General features: G+C 65.9%; 13 protein-coding genes. 6 read left to right on the top strand and 7 right to left on the bottom strand.

The annotated features are described in order from the left end of the window. Positions 1-36 precede the first annotated feature (36 nt). Positions 37-534, top strand: a complete 498-nt coding sequence (gene rraA, locus RS027_RS11170) for a ribonuclease E activity regulator RraA (RefSeq protein WP_311956896.1) — start codon at positions 37-39, stop codon at positions 532-534. 26 nt (positions 535-560) lie between these two features. Continuing rightward, complete coding sequence (locus RS027_RS11165) at positions 561-2,459, top strand: glycerophosphodiester phosphodiesterase family protein (RefSeq protein WP_311956895.1); 1,899 nt, start codon at positions 561-563, stop codon at positions 2,457-2,459. A 5-nt stretch (positions 2,460-2,464) separates the two neighbouring features. Here RS027_RS11165 and ggt read toward each other — a convergent pair whose 3' ends face one another. Then, positions 2,465-4,285, bottom strand: a complete 1,821-nt coding sequence (gene ggt / locus RS027_RS11160) for a gamma-glutamyltransferase (RefSeq protein ID WP_311956894.1) — start codon at positions 4,283-4,285, stop codon at positions 2,465-2,467. A gap of 80 nt (positions 4,286-4,365) precedes the next feature. Next, the gene (ppsA, locus tag RS027_RS11155; RefSeq protein ID WP_311956893.1) at positions 4,366-6,738 is read right to left on the bottom strand and encodes a phosphoenolpyruvate synthase; all 2,373 of its coding nucleotides are present in this window, start codon (positions 6,736-6,738) and stop codon (positions 4,366-4,368) included. A 262-nt stretch (positions 6,739-7,000) separates the two neighbouring features. On the opposite strand from ppsA, the gene ppsR reads away from it, so the two are divergent. Continuing rightward, positions 7,001-7,834, top strand: a complete 834-nt coding sequence (ppsR, locus tag RS027_RS11150; RefSeq protein WP_311956892.1) for a posphoenolpyruvate synthetase regulatory kinase/phosphorylase PpsR — start codon at positions 7,001-7,003, stop codon at positions 7,832-7,834. Positions 7,835-7,862: 28 nt separating this feature from the next. Here the strand turns inward: ppsR and RS027_RS11145 are convergent, their stop codons facing one another. From RS027_RS11145 to RS027_RS11135, 3 genes are all read right to left on the bottom strand, one after another. Next, the gene (locus RS027_RS11145; protein ID WP_311956918.1) at positions 7,863-8,441 is read right to left on the bottom strand and encodes a hypoxanthine-guanine phosphoribosyltransferase; all 579 of its coding nucleotides are present in this window, start codon (positions 8,439-8,441) and stop codon (positions 7,863-7,865) included. Between the two features lie 114 nt (positions 8,442-8,555). After that, the gene (gene nagZ, locus RS027_RS11140) at positions 8,556-9,575 is read right to left on the bottom strand and encodes a beta-N-acetylhexosaminidase (protein WP_311956890.1); all 1,020 of its coding nucleotides are present in this window, start codon (positions 9,573-9,575) and stop codon (positions 8,556-8,558) included. Between the two features lie 92 nt (positions 9,576-9,667). After that, positions 9,668-10,195, bottom strand: a complete 528-nt coding sequence (locus tag RS027_RS11135; RefSeq protein WP_311956889.1) for a L,D-transpeptidase family protein — start codon at positions 10,193-10,195, stop codon at positions 9,668-9,670. A 198-nt stretch (positions 10,196-10,393) separates the two neighbouring features. On the opposite strand from RS027_RS11135, the gene RS027_RS11130 reads away from it, so the two are divergent. Then, positions 10,394-10,657, top strand: coding sequence for a hypothetical protein (locus RS027_RS11130; protein ID WP_311956888.1), 264 nt, complete (start codon positions 10,394-10,396; stop codon positions 10,655-10,657). 10 nt (positions 10,658-10,667) lie between these two features. On the opposite strand, the gene RS027_RS11125 is transcribed toward RS027_RS11130, so the two are convergent. After that, the gene (locus RS027_RS11125) at positions 10,668-11,333 is read right to left on the bottom strand and encodes a TetR/AcrR family transcriptional regulator (RefSeq protein WP_311956887.1); all 666 of its coding nucleotides are present in this window, start codon (positions 11,331-11,333) and stop codon (positions 10,668-10,670) included. 214 nt (positions 11,334-11,547) lie between these two features. Between RS027_RS11125 and lexA the strand changes: the two genes are divergently transcribed. Beyond that, on the top strand, positions 11,548-12,195 hold the full coding sequence (gene lexA, locus RS027_RS11120) for a transcriptional repressor LexA (protein WP_311956885.1): 648 nt from the start codon (positions 11,548-11,550) through the stop codon (positions 12,193-12,195). Between the two features lie 24 nt (positions 12,196-12,219). On the opposite strand, the gene RS027_RS11115 is transcribed toward lexA, so the two are convergent. Then, positions 12,220-12,891, bottom strand: a complete 672-nt coding sequence (locus tag RS027_RS11115) for an energy-coupling factor ABC transporter permease (protein WP_311956883.1) — start codon at positions 12,889-12,891, stop codon at positions 12,220-12,222. 231 nt (positions 12,892-13,122) lie between these two features. Between RS027_RS11115 and RS027_RS11110 the strand changes: the two genes are divergently transcribed. Then, entirely contained in the window at positions 13,123-14,709 is a 1,587-nt protein-coding gene (locus RS027_RS11110; protein WP_311956916.1) for a ribonuclease J, read from the top strand. Positions 14,710-14,827 lie beyond the last annotated feature (118 nt).

Below are 14,827 nucleotides of genomic sequence, written 5' to 3'. Positions count from 1 at the left end.
TTCCCTTGAGCCTGTCTAACCTGGAGGTAGCTCGCCATGGCGACACTTGATCCAACCCGCATCGTAACCCCGGATATCTGCGACGCCTACCCGGACGTTCACGCCATTCAGGCGCCGTTCGCCCGCTTTGGCGGCGTCACCGCCTTTGCCGGCCCGGTGCGCACCGTAACCTGCTTTGAAGACAACTCCCGGGTGCGCGAAGCGGTAAGCGAACCCGGCGACGGCGCCGTGCTGGTCGTCGACGGCGGCGGCTCTCTACGCTGCGCCATGCTTGGCGACATGCTCGCCGAAAAAGCCGTCGCCAACGGCTGGGCCGGCATTATCATGTACGGCTGCGTGCGCGACGTCGACGTGCTGGCGACTCTGCCCATCGGTATTCAGGCCCTGGGCCGCCACCCGCGCAAGAGCCACAAGCGCGGCGAGGGCACCCGGGATATCGCCGTGGACATCGCCGGCACCGACGTGCGTCCCGGCCAGTGGCTGTACGCCGACAACAACGGCATCCTGATTGCCGACCAGGAACTTTCGCTGTAAGCCCAGGGTCCCCCACCATGCCTTTCATGTCGTCACGCGCCGGGCCGCTGAATCAGCTCGGCGCCTCTCTCTGGCGTATTTTTCGCGGTCGCCTGCGCGCGCTGATTGCCTTTCACCTGCTGTTCACCCTGCTGGCTTCCACCCTGGTGCTGCCGGGCATCGCCGGGATCACCCGAGCGATGTACGCGCGTATCGGCACGGACGTGGTCACCACGGATACGCTGGTGGCGCTGCTGTTCACCCCCGCGGGCCTGAGCGGTGCGCTGGCCATCCAGGGGCTCGCCTTTGGCCTGCTCTATTGGCAGCAGGCGGGCATGCTGCATATTGCCCTCAGCCAGCGCCGCCAGAATCACTACCGCCTTACCCTGGAAGCCCTGTGGCACGGCACCCGGCGCCTGCCGGCGCTCATCGGGCTGGTGGTGCTGCAGGTAGGTAGCCACCTGCTGCTGCTCGCGCCGTTCATGTTCGGCATTGCCTGGCTTTACGACGCCTGGCTTGGCGAGCTTGAAACCTACTACCTGCAAAAAGTGCGCCCGCCGGAGCTATGGTATTTCATTGCCTGCGCCCTGCCGCTGCTGGCCCTCTGGGCCTGGCTTGCCGGCCGGCTGTATCTGCGCTGGCTGCTGGCGCTGCCGCTGGTGGCGCTGGAAAACGTCTCGCCCCGCCGCGCGCTTTCCCGCAGCGTCGCGCTGACCCGGGGCTGGCACCGCTCCATTGCCGCCGCCGTGCTGGCGGTGCTCATCGGCATTATCGCGCTGCCGATACTCGCCACCCTGGCGTTCGATGCGGTTTTCACCCCGCTGCTGGACTGGCTGCCCGAGTACCACAAGGTGCTGCTTCCGGCGATGCTGGCCTATCTCACGGCTTACGTACTGCTGACGCTGGCCCTGACCTTTGCCGGTATTGCGATCAATGCGCTGCTCTCGGCGTGCCTTTATATGCAGCTCGCCCGGGGCCGGGAATACGCCCCCACGCCGTCGGGCACCCGAGCGGGGAGGCTGGCCTGGGCGGTGGAGCTTGCCGTCATTGTGATAGCGGCGCTCCAGGCCTGGTGGATCGTCAACAGCTTTGAGCTCAACGATGACGTCGCCATCATCGCCCACCGGGGCAGCTCCAAGCGCGCGCCGGAAAACACGCTGTCGGCCTTTCGCCAGGCGGTAAAGGACGGCGCCGACGCCATCGAGCTGGACGTGCGCTTAAGCGCCGACGACGTGGTCATGGTGTATCACGACAGCAGCCTCGCTCGGCTGACCGGCGATCCGCGCCACGTCGGCGACCTCACCCGCGAGGAGCTTGCCAACTTCGACATCGGCAGCTGGTTCGGCCACGACTTTCGCGGCGAGCGTATTCCCACCCTGGATCAAGCGTTTGACGCAACGCGCGGCCAGGCCGGGCTGATGATCGAACTCAAACCAGCCCCCGGCCGCGGCCCGGCGCTGGCCCAGGGGGTGCTGACCGCGCTGAACCGCGAAACCGATACCCGCTACGCCTGCTGGGCCGACGCCGCCGAACCGGTTACCGCTCTGGGCCGCTGCGGCTATCCCGATGCGCGCCGGGAAATGCGCATAGCCTCCCTGTCGCCGACGCTGGTGCGCACGGTCAAGCAGCTGGCGCCGGAGCTGCGCACCACCCTGCTGGCCCAGCTGGTACTGCCCGGCACCCTGGACCGGTACGGCTTCGATGCCCTGGGCCTGCGGCACAACCGTATTACCGAAGACGAAATGCGCCTGGCCACTACCTACGGCTACGAAGTTCACGCCTGGACGGTCAACAGCCCCAAACGCATGGCCACGCTGATCGACATGGGCGCAGACGCCATCATCACCGACTACCCGGAACGCCTGGCTGCCCTGCTCGCCGAGCGCCGCCAGCTCAGCGACGCCGGCCTGCTGCTGCTCAAGTTTCACAGCTGGCTGCGGCGCTAGCGGGGTCAGTCGGGCTCGTCTCCCTTGACCACGCCTTCCCGGCGGGGGTCGGCGCCGCCAAACAGGGTATTGTCCGGCTGGCGGACCAGCACACCCAGGCCGCTGGTCAGCTCGCGCTCGCTGAGCGTATGGCCGCGCTCGCGCAACGCTTCCCGGGTGATATCCGGAAGCCGCTTTTCCACGTAGACATCGCCGCCCAGGGTTAACGCGTGGGGCAGCTCAAGCGCCCGCTGGGCGTCAAGGCCCCAGTCGCGCAGCGCGACAAGGGTTTGCGCCACGTAGGGGATAATCGCCGCGCCGCCGGGGCTGCCAAGGGTGGCTATCAGCGAGCCCGTTTCGTACTCGCCCTCGCTTTGTGCATCGTGCTCGAACACCAGCGTCGGGCTCATGCTTGAGCGCGGGCGCTTGCCCGGCTGCACCCGGTTGGCCACCGACTCGCCGTCGACGGCCGGGGTGAACGAAAAGTCGGTGAGCTGGTTGTTGAGCAGATAGCCACCGTCAAGGCCGGTGCCGCCGTCGGCCAATATCCGCGCGCCAAAGGCCTGCTCGATGGAGGTGGTCAGGGCCACGGCGTGGCCGTCGGCATCGATGATGCTGACGTGGCTGGTACCGTATTCCGACTGACGCGGCGGCGTGGCCAGGCTCGCCTCAAGCTTGCCGGGATGGCCAGGCTCAGCGTCATCGCCCAGGCTGTCGTCACTGACGACCATCCCGGCGCGCTGCTCCAGATACGCAGGCGCCAGCAGGCTCTGCCAGTCGCCGTCGGGGGCCTCGACAAAGGCCGGATCACCGATATAGCGGTTGCGATCGGCAAACGCCAGCCGCGATGCTTCCACAAAGCGGTGCAGCCAGTCATCGCTGGGCGCGCCGGCATCCAGCGGCGCCTCGGCCATGGGCTCTTCGTCCATCATGCCGAGGATCTGCATCACGGTCAGGTGACCCGAAGACGGCGGCGGAAAGCCGCATACCGTCCACTGCTGCCAGGGCGTACAGAGCGGCTCGCGCGCCTTGGCCTGGTAGTCTTCCAGGTCCTTCACCGTCAGGGCGCCGGGCACCTTTTGCGACTGCACCCGCTCGGCCAGATCCCGGGCCACCTCGCCCTGGTAAAACGCCTCGCTGCCGTGTTCGGCGATATCGCCAAGTATGGCGGCAAGCGCCGGGTTGGTCAGCGTCTCGCCCACGGCCAGGGGCTCGCCGTCCTTTTGATAGTAAAACGCCCGGGCCGCCGCGTCTTCCGCCAGGAGGTCGTCATCGGCCAGGCTCTGGTGCAGCCGCTCGCTCACCTCAAACCCGTTTTCCGCCAGGGTGATGGCCGGAATGAACAGCGTCTCCCAGTCAAGCTCGCCGTATTCGTCGTGGACCTTTTCCAGCATCCTGACGATGCCCGGCACGCCCACCGAGCGGCCGCTGGCAACGGCTTCCCTGAACGCCAGAGGCTCGCCCTGGTCGTTGAGAAACAGCGTTTCATCGACGCCTGCCGGCGCGGTTTCCCGGCCGTCAAACGCGGTAATCTCGCTGCCGTCAAAGTGCATCAAAAAGCCGCCCCCGCCAATACCGCTGGACTGCGGCTCCACCAGCGCCAGCACCATCTGCACGGCAATGGCGGCGTCAACGGCGCTGCCGCTGGCCTCAAGTATCTGCTTGCCGGCGTCCGCCGCCAGCGGGTTGGCAGCCACCACGGCAAAGGACTTCGTCGCCCAGCCGGGCTTTTCCTCAAAGCCCGAGGCCAGCTCGGGGATCAGCGCCGGCGTTTGATAGTCAAAGCCCGAGGCCGCAAGCGGCAGCAGCAGGCCAAGCGGCAGCAGGTAGTTTCCCAGGCGCGGCATGAGGATCGTCCTCCGTGTAAGGCCAAGCGTATAAAGCAAAACGCCCGGCGCATGGCCGGGCGTACGTTTAGCGCTGCTGACTAGCGTTGGGTTTCCCCGGCCAGCATCAGCCAGGTGTCCAGCACCGCATCGGGGTTGAGCGAGACCGAGTCGATCCCCTGCTCCATGAGCCACTTGGCAAAATCCGGGTAGTCCGATGGCCCCTGCCCGCAGATGCCCACGTACTTGCCCTGAGCCTTGCACGCCTGGATCGCCATGGCCAGCATCTTCTTCACCGCTTCGTTACGCTCGTCGAACAGGTGGGCGACGATGCCCGAATCGCGATCCAGCCCCAGGGTCAGCTGGGTCAGGTCGTTGGAGCCGATGGAGAAACCGTCAAAGTGCTCGAGGAACTCGTCCGCCAGCAGGGCGTTGGCCGGCAGCTCGCACATCATGATGATCTTCAGGCCGCGTTCGCCGCGCTTGAGCCCGTTGGCAGCGAGCAGCTCAACGACTTCCCTGGCTTCGTCCGGCGTACGCACGAACGGCACCATGACTTCGACGTTCTCCAGCCCCATCTCGTCGCGCACCCGGGCAAGCGCCCGGCACTCGAGCTCAAAGCACGGGCGGAAGGCGTCGGAGACATAGCGCGAGGCGCCGCGAAAGCCGATCATGGGGTTTTCTTCGCCGGGCTCGTAGAGCTTGCCGCCGATGAGATTTTCGTACTCGTTGGACTTGAAGTCGGACAGCCGCACGATGACCCGCTTGGGGTAAAACGCCGCCGCCAGGGTGGAGATCCCCTCCACCAGCTTGTCCACGTAGAAGCTCACCGGGTCGTCGTAGCCGGCGGTACGCAGATCGATGATCTGCTGCAGGTCGGCGGGGAGCGTGGCGTAGTCCATCAGCGCCTTGGGGTGCACGCCGATCATGCGGTTGATGATGAACTCCAGCCGCGCTAGCCCCACGCCGGCGCCGGGCAGCCCGGCAAAGTTGAACGCGCGGTCGGGGTTACCCACGTTCATCATGATGTCGAACGCAAGCTCGGGCATGGCGTCGATGCTTGATACCTTGCGGTCAAACGACAGCAGGCCTTCGTAGACCTGGCCGGTATCGCCTTCGGCGCAGGAGACGGTGACCTCCACGCCCTCGTGCAGCTGTTCGGTGGCGTCGGTGCAGCCCACAACGGCGGGGATGCCCAGCTCCCGGGCAATAATCGCCGCGTGGCAGGTGCGCCCGCCGCGGTTGGTGACGATGGCCGAGGCGCGCTTCATCACCGGCTCCCAGTCGGGGTCGGTCATGTCGGTGACCAGCACGTCGCCGTCGTGGATCTTGTCCATATCGTCCGGGCTTTCCACCACCTTGACCGCCCCGCTGCCGATGCGCTGGCCGATGGCCCGGCCGGTGATCAGCGTGCGGCCCTTCTCTTTCAGGGTGAAGCGCTCCAAGCGGCCGCCTTCCTGCTGGGAGACCACCGTTTCCGGGCGCGCCTGGACGATGTAGAGCTCGCCGTCGTCGCCGTCCAGCGCCCACTCGATATCCATGGGCCGCTGGTAGTGCTCCTCGATGGTGACCGCCTGGCGGGCCAGCGCCATGATCTGGTCATCGCTCAGGCAAAAGCGGTTGCGATCCTGGGGATCGACCTCGACGGTCTCCACCGATTTGCCGGCGCTTGTGTCTTCGCCGTAGACCATCTTGATACGTTTGGAGCCCAGGTTGCGGCGCAGCACCGCCGGCCGGCCCGCGGCCAGGGTGGGCTTGTGGACGTAAAACTCATCGGGGTTGACCGCCCCCTGGACGACGGTTTCGCCAAGCCCCCAGGAGGCGGTGACAAACACCGCGTCGCGGTAGCCGGACTCGGTATCCAGGGTGAACATTACGCCCGCCGCGCCGGTTTCCGAGCGCACCATTTTCTGGATGCCGGCGGACAGCGCCACGTTCTCGTGGGCGTAGCCGCGGTGCACGCGGTAGGAAATCGCGCGGTCGTTGAACAGCGAGGCAAAGACTTCGTGCACCGCGCGCTTGATGTTGGCCAGGCCTTCGATGTTGAGGAAGGTTTCCTGCTGCCCGGCGAAGGAAGCATCGGGCAGGTCTTCGGCGGTAGCCGAGCTGCGCACGGCGGCCTTGAGGTTGGGGTGGCGCGTCTGAAGCTCGGCGTAGGCGGTCTCCAGCGCCGCTTCAAAGGCCGGCGGCAGCGGCGTATCGATGATCCACTGGCGGATATCGCGTCCGGCCTCGGCCAAGGCTTTGACGTCGTCCACGTCGAGCCGGCTGAGCCGCTCGTTGATGCGCTCGTTCAGCCCCTCGTGGGAAAGGAATTCGCGATACGCGTGGGCGGTCGTGGCAAAACCGCCGGGGACGGTGACCCCCACTTCCGACAGGTTCGAGATCATTTCGCCAAGCGAGGCGTTTTTACCGCCGACGCGCTCGACATCGGCCATGCCCAGTTCATCGAACCATAGAATGTAGTTTTCCACGCAACCCCCTCGCACTGATATTTGCCACGACATTTTGACGGCGACACATCCGGTCGCCGAGCCGCCAACGGTTTAGGCCGGCAACCTTAACACCCGGCCGGCGTCTTAACCATTGGTCGAATCGCTAACGCGGTGGAGGAGATTTACAACAGAGCGGCAATTCGCGCCTTTCTTGTAGTCGGCGGCCGGCGGCGCTGCCGTGCTACCCTGAGCCACCGCCCTTAACCGAAAGCTTCACACCGCACGAATCAGGACGCTCAACATGACCCGCACCGCCTTTTTTATTTCCGACGGCACCGGCATTACCGCCGAAAGCCTGGGCCGCAGCCTGCTGGCGCAGTTCCGGGGGATCGAGATCACCATGCTGACCAAGCCCTACATCGACACCGTGGAAAAGGCCGAGGCGCTGGCCGGCGTGATCGAAGCGACCGCCGCGCGCGACGGCAACCGCCCGATCGTCATCGACACCATCGTCGACGAGGTCATTCGCGAGGTCATTCGCGCCGCGCCGTGCTTCAAGGTCGACATTTTCTCCACCTTTCTCGCCCCGCTGGAAGAAGAGCTCGCCACCCACTCGTCCTACAGCGTGGGCAGCACCCACGCCATCGGCAGCGACGACGTCTATATGGACCGCATCCACTCGGTGCACTTTGCTCTGGATAACGACGACGGCGCGCGCACCCACCAGTACGACGAGGCCGACATTATCCTGATCGGCGTGTCGCGCTGCGGCAAAACGCCGACGTCGCTGTATCTTGCGCTGCAGTTCGGCATCCGCGCGGCCAACTACCCGCTCACCGAAGACGACCAGGACGAGGACGGCGTGCTGAAGCTGCCCCGCTTTCTGGCCAAGCATCACCACAAGCTGTTCGGCCTGACCATTGACGCCCGCCGGCTGGCCGCCATCCGCCACGAGCGCCGGCCCAACAGCCGCTATAGTTCCATGGACCAGTGCCTGCAGGAGGTGGAGCAGACGGAGTCGCTGTACCGTTCGCTGAACATTCCCAGCATCGATACCACGCGCTTTTCCGTGGAGGAAATCTCCACCCGCATGATTGCCGAAACCGGGCTTGTGCGGCGCTTTTCACCGCGTTAGCCACCGCTGGCGGCGCTGGAAGACGCGGCTAAAGCCCCTTGGGGGCAAAGATTCCCGGGGCGTTGCGCCAGTAGCCCTTGTAGTCCATGCCGAAGCCGAACACGTAGCGGTCGGCCACAGCCAGGCCGCAGTAGTCGGCGCTTAAGTCGGGCACGGCCTTGCGGTCGTGGTGCTTGTCCACCAGCACCGCGGTGGTCACGCTGGCCGCCCGAGCCTTTTGGCAATAGTCAAGAATCGCGGCCAGGGTTGCGCCTTCGTCGAGAATGTCATCGACGATGACCACGTGGCGCCCGGCCATGGGGATCTCCGGCGACACCCGCCAGAACAGTTCACCGCCGGAAAGCCGGCTGCGGTAGCGGGTCGCGTGGAGATAGTCTACCTCCAGCGGAAAGCCCAGCCGGGTCAGCAGATGCCCGGTGGTAATCAGCCCGCCGTTCATCACGCAGTAGAACACCGGCAGCTTGTCCCCCAGGTCCCGGGTGATGGCCTCGGCCATGCAATCCAGCGCCTGCTCCACCTGGGCCTGGGTGATCAGGCAGTCGGCGTCGTTCATCAGCGCGCGCATCGAGTCCCGAGACTCGAGCGCGTGTTTATCCAGCTTGGCCATGTGCAGGTCTTGCATGTGGGGTCCTGGGTGTTGAGAAAGGAAATCGACAAGGAACGTCGAAAAAGCACGGCGAGCAGAAAAGCCGCTCAATCAGCCAAAAACGGCCGCCCGCAGTCAGGCGTCGGTGTCTACCAGCGCCTCGAGGCGAGCGTGGGTACGGCGCCAGCGGTTGAGCGCCGGCAGCGCGTCACGCTCGGGGCGTGCCCGGCCGTAGCGCAGCTTGGCCGGGCGCCGTGTCTGGCGCTCCCGGCAAACCCCCACCACCTCTTTGGCGGCTTCGCGGTCGTTGCACACCACCAGCGTATCGCAGCCGGCCTTCAGCGCCGCTTCGGCGCGCGCCGCCGGGTCGCCCGCTTCGCGGGCGCCGGCCATGCTCAGATCGTCAGAGAAGATGCAGCCCTTGAAGCCCAGCGACTCGCGCAGCATGCCAAGCCAGCTGGGAGAAAACCCCGCCGGGCGCTGGTCAAAGGCGCTATAGATGACGTGGGCCGGCATCACCCCGTCGAGCTTGCCGGCCAGCCGGGCAAAGGGCACCAGGTCCCGAGCCTTGAGCTCGGCCAGCGGCCGCTCGTCGACCGGCAGCTCCCGGTGCGAATCCGCAGCGACGCCGCCGTGGCCGGGAAAGTGCTTGCCCACCGCCGCCATGCCGGCCTCGTGCAGCCCCAGCACGAAGGCCTCGCCCAGCACCGCAACGTGCTCCGGATCGCTGCCAAAGCTGCGATCGCCGATGACGCTGGAAAGGCCGATATCGACGTCAAGCACCGGGGCAAAGGTGACGTCCAGCCCACAGGCGGCCATTTCCATTCCCAGCAGCCAGCCGGTGTCACGGGCAAGCGCCGTTCCCTCCTCGAGGGCGGCGGCAAAACGCTCGCCCAGCCGTGCCATGGGCGGCAGGCGCGTTACCCCCTGGCGAAGGCGCTGCACCCGGCCGCCTTCCTGGTCCACGGCGATCAGCAGATCGGGGCGCTGGCGGCGGATGGCGGCGCACAGCCGGCTGACCTGGGCGGCGCTTTCGACGTTGCGGGCAAAAAGGATCACGCCGCCTACCGCAGGATCGCGCAGCAGGCGTGCTTCGGCGGCGTCAAGGGTGGGGCCCTCAAGGTCGAGCATGACCGGGCCGATGGGTTGCGTCATGGTGAGAGTCCTGCAAAAGGGAGCGTAATTTTAGCCGATCACTGCCGGCTGTCAAAAACGCCGCATGCCGACTGCCTGAAGGGCGACCCGGCTCAGCCGTCGCCGCTGTGTAGCCATACCGGGGTGCCCGGCGGCGCCTGTTCGAACACCTTGAGCAGGTCATCCAGCCGCAGGCGCACGCAGCCGTGGGACTCTGCCACGCCCACGGGCTCGCTCGGCGGCGTGCCGTGCAGGTAGATATAGCGGCGCTGGGTATCCACGCGGCCGCCGCGGTTGTGCCCCGGCTCCAGCCCGCATAGCCACAGAATACGGCCCAGAATCCAGTCGCGCCCGGGGTGCGCCTGCGCCAGCGCCTCGGAATAGACCTCGCCGGTCGGGCGCCGGCCGCGAAACACCGCTTCCCGGGGCGCGTTCGCGCCAATGGCGGCGCGAACGTAGTGCCAGCCCAGCGGCGTCTGGCCGCTACCCTCCCGCTGGCCGGTACCCGCCACGCCGGTGGAAACGGAAAAATGCGCCTTCGGCGTACGACCGTGCCACAGCACCAGCTGCTGACGGCTGATATCGATTTCTGCCCATACCGCATGCAGCGGCGGCAGATCGCCAAGTGTCGGAGTATGCATGATCCATCCTCTGCGAACCGTTAACGTAAAGCGGTATCCTGCTGGCCTTGCAGCCGCATGCGCATGGTACGGTCGGTGACCCGCATTGCCCAGGCCGCCAGGCGCCAAAACGCCTCTGATCACGCGCCTGTCATGACGTACCGGTCACCCCGTAACGTACTTATCACCCGAATATTGGCAACCAACAGCAGGTATTTCATGTCTCATTACGCTAACGCCTGGACGCTGAAGGAAATCGATCAAAGTCGCGGTGCTCCCAAGGGAACGGCCTTTCGTGCGTTCAAGCGACTCAAGAGTCACTTTGTCGAAGGCGACGACTTCTTCTATCTAAGCGCCAGCCAGGACGCCGAGACCATCGAGTCATTACGCCGCTCCAGACGTATTTATGCCTCCAGCATTCATGTGGTGCTGTTTCCAGATGCGAGCTATCAGGCCATTGTGCAGTATCTGAACGCCACTTAGCTGGGAACGCTCACCCATTCTCCCCGGCTGGCTGTGCTTCGTCGGGCAGCGGGGCATTCATGGCGGCCACGACCACCGGGCGCAGCCGCCGCACCAAGTCGCGCACGGATACCTGCTGAGCATAGTCCTTTTCGGCGATGTCCTTGAGGGCATCGAGCCCCGAAAGGGTAAAAATCACCGTGCCCAGCATGAAATGCAGCCGCCAGAAGCGCTCGGCATCGGGCAGATCCGGCGTTGCCCGGCGCACAAGCCCGGTAAAGCGCGTGAACACGTCACCGTAGTGCTGCTGAATGTGGCGGCGCAGGTGCCCCTGGGCCTGGCTGTAAGCAAGACCCAAAAGGCGCATGAACACCTTGAGGCTGTCGCGCTCGGCGGGCACCGCCAGCACCGTTTCGGCCATGCTTTCCAGCAGCACCTCGAGCGGAACGGTGCCGCCCCGGTAGCGGGCTTCAAGCGTGTCGAGCGCGTCGTGAAAGCGCACCGAGAAGGGGTCGAGGTAGCGCGAAAACACCGCCTGGATCAGCGCTTTCTTGGAGCCAAAGTGGTAGTTCACCGCTGCCAGATTGACCCCTGCCCTGCCGGTAATCGTGCGCAGCGACGTTTCGGCAAAGCCGCGCTCGGCGAACAGCACCTCGGCGGTATCCAGGATGCGCGTGGTTGTATCCGCCTGAGCCATGCGGCGCTCCTCTATCAACGACGGCTTAAAACATCCGAGGATACTACGTCAGCGCCCGGTGCGGCTCAATCGGCAGCGCTCAACGCCCGGACGCTATACTGGACATAGAACCATACTGTATACTTGATCACTGAATACGCCGACCCTTTATCCTGCCGATGGCTCAAGCGGCCGGCACAGCCGGTTCCAGGCACTTTCGACACGGGAGTTTTCCATGACCCAGCGTTTGACCGCTCGCCAGCAGAACGTCTACGACTTCATCGTCAAAACCATGGGCGAATACGGCTACCCGCCCACCCGTGCCGAGATCGCCCGGGCGCTGGGGTTTCGTTCGCCCAACGCCGCGGAGGAGCACCTGCGCGCCCTGGAACGCAAGGGGGCCATCCGCATCATCCGCAACACCTCCCGGGGGATACGGGTACCCACCTCGGAAACGCCCGACGAGCCGCTGGCCGAGAGCCCCCAGGGGCTGCCGATTATCGGCGAAGTCGCCGCCGGCAGCCCCATCCTTGCCGCCGAGCACATCGACCGCTACTGCCCGCTGCCCGCCGAGTACTTCACGCCTAGGGCTGACTATCTGCTGCGGGTGCGTGGGCTTTCGATGCAGGACGCCGGCATTCTCGAGGGGGATCTGCTCGCGGTGCACCGCACCGAGCGCGTGCGCGACGGCCAGATCGTCGTGGCCCGGCTGGAAGACGACGTCACCGTCAAGCGCTTCAAGCGCCAGGGCCACCGGGTTCAGCTGCTGGCGGAAAACGCCGACTTCGCCCCCATCGATATCGACCTGCGTACCCAGGCGCTGGAGATCGAAGGCGTGGGCGTGGGCGTCATTCGCGGCGGCAACGGCCAGGCGCTAAGCTAATCCACCGCGCTGTGGTTTTACCCGCTACTGCATATCGATGTAGCGGTGGTCGTTGAAGGTGGCCACCCAGTCCGGGTGGTACACCATCAAAATGATCAGCAGCATGCCGGTGATGAAAGCTTCCGACGGCATCAAAAGCGGCAGAAACATGGCGTACTCCTTGGCCAGCATCACCGCCTGGGCATCCTGGCTGCCCACCAGGATCAGACCCACCGCGGCAAGCCCGCCGGCCAGGGTCGCCGCCGCCGCGCCGAAAAACCCGCAGATGAACATGAACAGCATGACGTTGTCCGGCAGCTTGCGGTCGACAAAGCGCCAAATGAGCCCCACCACGATCGCCGGCACCACGCCGGTTACCAGCACGTTGACGCCTAAAAGCGTCCATTCGTTGCGCCCGATGGCGACCATCGCCACGTTGACCATGACGTTGCTCAAAAGCGCCAGCGGCGCCTTGAACAGCAGGAGCATCAAAGTGGTAAACACCAGGTGCAGGGTCAGCCAGTCCACCGCCTGAGCGCGCAGCTGCCAGAGCAGAATTACCCCCAGCGTAGCGGCCAGCCAGCGGTGCTGAAGGGCGGGATCATCGACCAGCGCAAGCCAGGGCTTGAGCGTCGCGATCCAGGCCAGCAGCCCCATACACAGGGCCGCGCACAGCACCAACAGCCAGGGGGCCAGCACACTTTGGGCAAACGACATAGCAACCTCGGTAAGACGTCATCCGAAAGACAGGCGGCGCGCGCAGTGTAACCAATCGCGGCGTACGGCGCACCGGCCGGCGGCGATTGAGCCCGGCCCCTGCCATCCCGTATAGTAAAGCCCCACTTTCAAGGCATTTTATACCTGATGGATCCCGCACGCGTCACCGTTCGTCCCCGATACCGCTCCCCCCTGCGCCTGCTGCCGCTTGGCGGCTGCGGCGAGATCGGTATGAACCTGACGCTTTACGGCTACGCCGACGAGTGGATCGCCGTGGACTGCGGCATGATGATCCGCCAGGACCTGCCCGAGGCGCCGCTGCAGGTGCCCAACCTGGAAACGCCCCGCACCCTGGGCATTACGCCCCGGGCGCTGTTCATCACCCACGGGCACGAAGACCACATCGGTGCGGCGGCCTGGCTGTGGCCGCACTGGCAGTGCCCGATCTATGCCACGCCGCTGGCCGCCGGGCTTTTGCGCCTGAAGTTTGCCGAGCACGGCCTCGCCGCCGATGTTATTCGCGTCATCGAGCCCGGCGAGGCCCTGGCCGCTGGGCCTTTCACCCTGCGCTACCTGCCGCTACCCCACTCCATCCCCGAAAGCTGCGCGCTGCTGATTGCCGCCGGCCGCTACCGCGCGCTGCACACCGGCGACTGGAAGCTGGACCCGGAGCCGCTGGTGGGGCCACCCATCGACGCCGAGCAGTTTCGCGCGCTGGCGCCGGTGGACCTGGTCGTCGGCGACTCCACCAACGCCCCGGTGGCCGGGCATTCGGCAAGCGAAGGCGACGTCGCCCGCTCCCTTGCCAAGACCCTTGGCGAGTGCGAAGGCCGGGTGGTGGTCTCGTGCTTTGCCAGCAACGTCGCGCGCATTGTCGCCGTGGCTCGGGCCGCGCAGAAGACCGGCCGGCGCATCAGCCTGATGGGCCGCTCCATGGAGCGCATGGTCGGCGTGGCCCGGGGGCTTGGCTACCTGGAAGAGCTGCCGCCGCTGGTGCCCATTCATGATCTGGGTTACCTGCCGCCCGCCGAAGTCGTGGTGATCGCCACCGGCAGCCAGGGCGAGCCCCGGGCGGCGCTGACGCGCCTGGCCCAGGGGCGCCACCCCCACATGGAGCTTACCGCCGGCGACAGCGTGATCTTTTCGGCCAAGGCCATTCCCGGCAACGAGCGCCCTATCGAGCGGCTCAAGACCCGGCTCGGCCAGCTCGGCGTAACCCTGTTCGACGAATTCAACCGCCCGTCGCTGCACGCCACCGGCCACCCCGCAAGGGACGAGCTGACAACGCTGTACCGCTGGCTGAAGCCGCGCCACCTGCTGCCCGTTCACGGCGAGGCGCTGCACCAGCAGGCCCACCGCGAGCTTGCCGAAGGGCTCGGTATCAGCGCGCCGCTGTCGCCGCTCAACGGCGACATGCTGCGCTTCGATGCCGAGGGCCTGCACCGCGAAGCGCGCTATCCGCAGCCGCCCTGCATCGTCCGCCGAAACGCCGTGGTAGCCCACCCCGGGCTCGACGACTCGGCGGCCCGACACCCGCGCCGGGGCAGCCTGTATCTCGCCCTGCCGGTCACCGCCACCGCCACCGGCTGGGCGCGCATCGGCCGACTAATGCTGGAAAACACCGGCGCCAGCTCGCTGGACGAAGACAGCTTCAGCGACTGGCTGGACGAGCAGCTGGACGCCATTGTCGCCGACACCCTGGCCGAGCTGCGCCAGGCGCTCAGGCCGCGCCTGCTGGCCTGGCTTAACGAACGCATGCAGCACCTGCCCGACGTCCACCTGCAGATCATGGCTGCGGAAACGCCTTCCTATGGCTAGGGTCTGTTGACGTTTCATGGCAGGGGTATTGGCAGGATAGGGGCAAGCTCACAGAATAAAGGTTCCTAAGCCAACAAACTGCAAGCCTGCCATGCCCCGACAAATGCTCACGGATGAA

Source organism: Halomonas garicola (genome assembly GCF_031935715.1).
Lineage (GTDB): Bacteria > Pseudomonadota > Gammaproteobacteria > Pseudomonadales > Halomonadaceae > Vreelandella > Vreelandella garicola.
The sequence above is the reverse complement of the archived record's forward strand: the minus strand, read 5'-3'. Positions and strand labels throughout refer to the sequence as shown.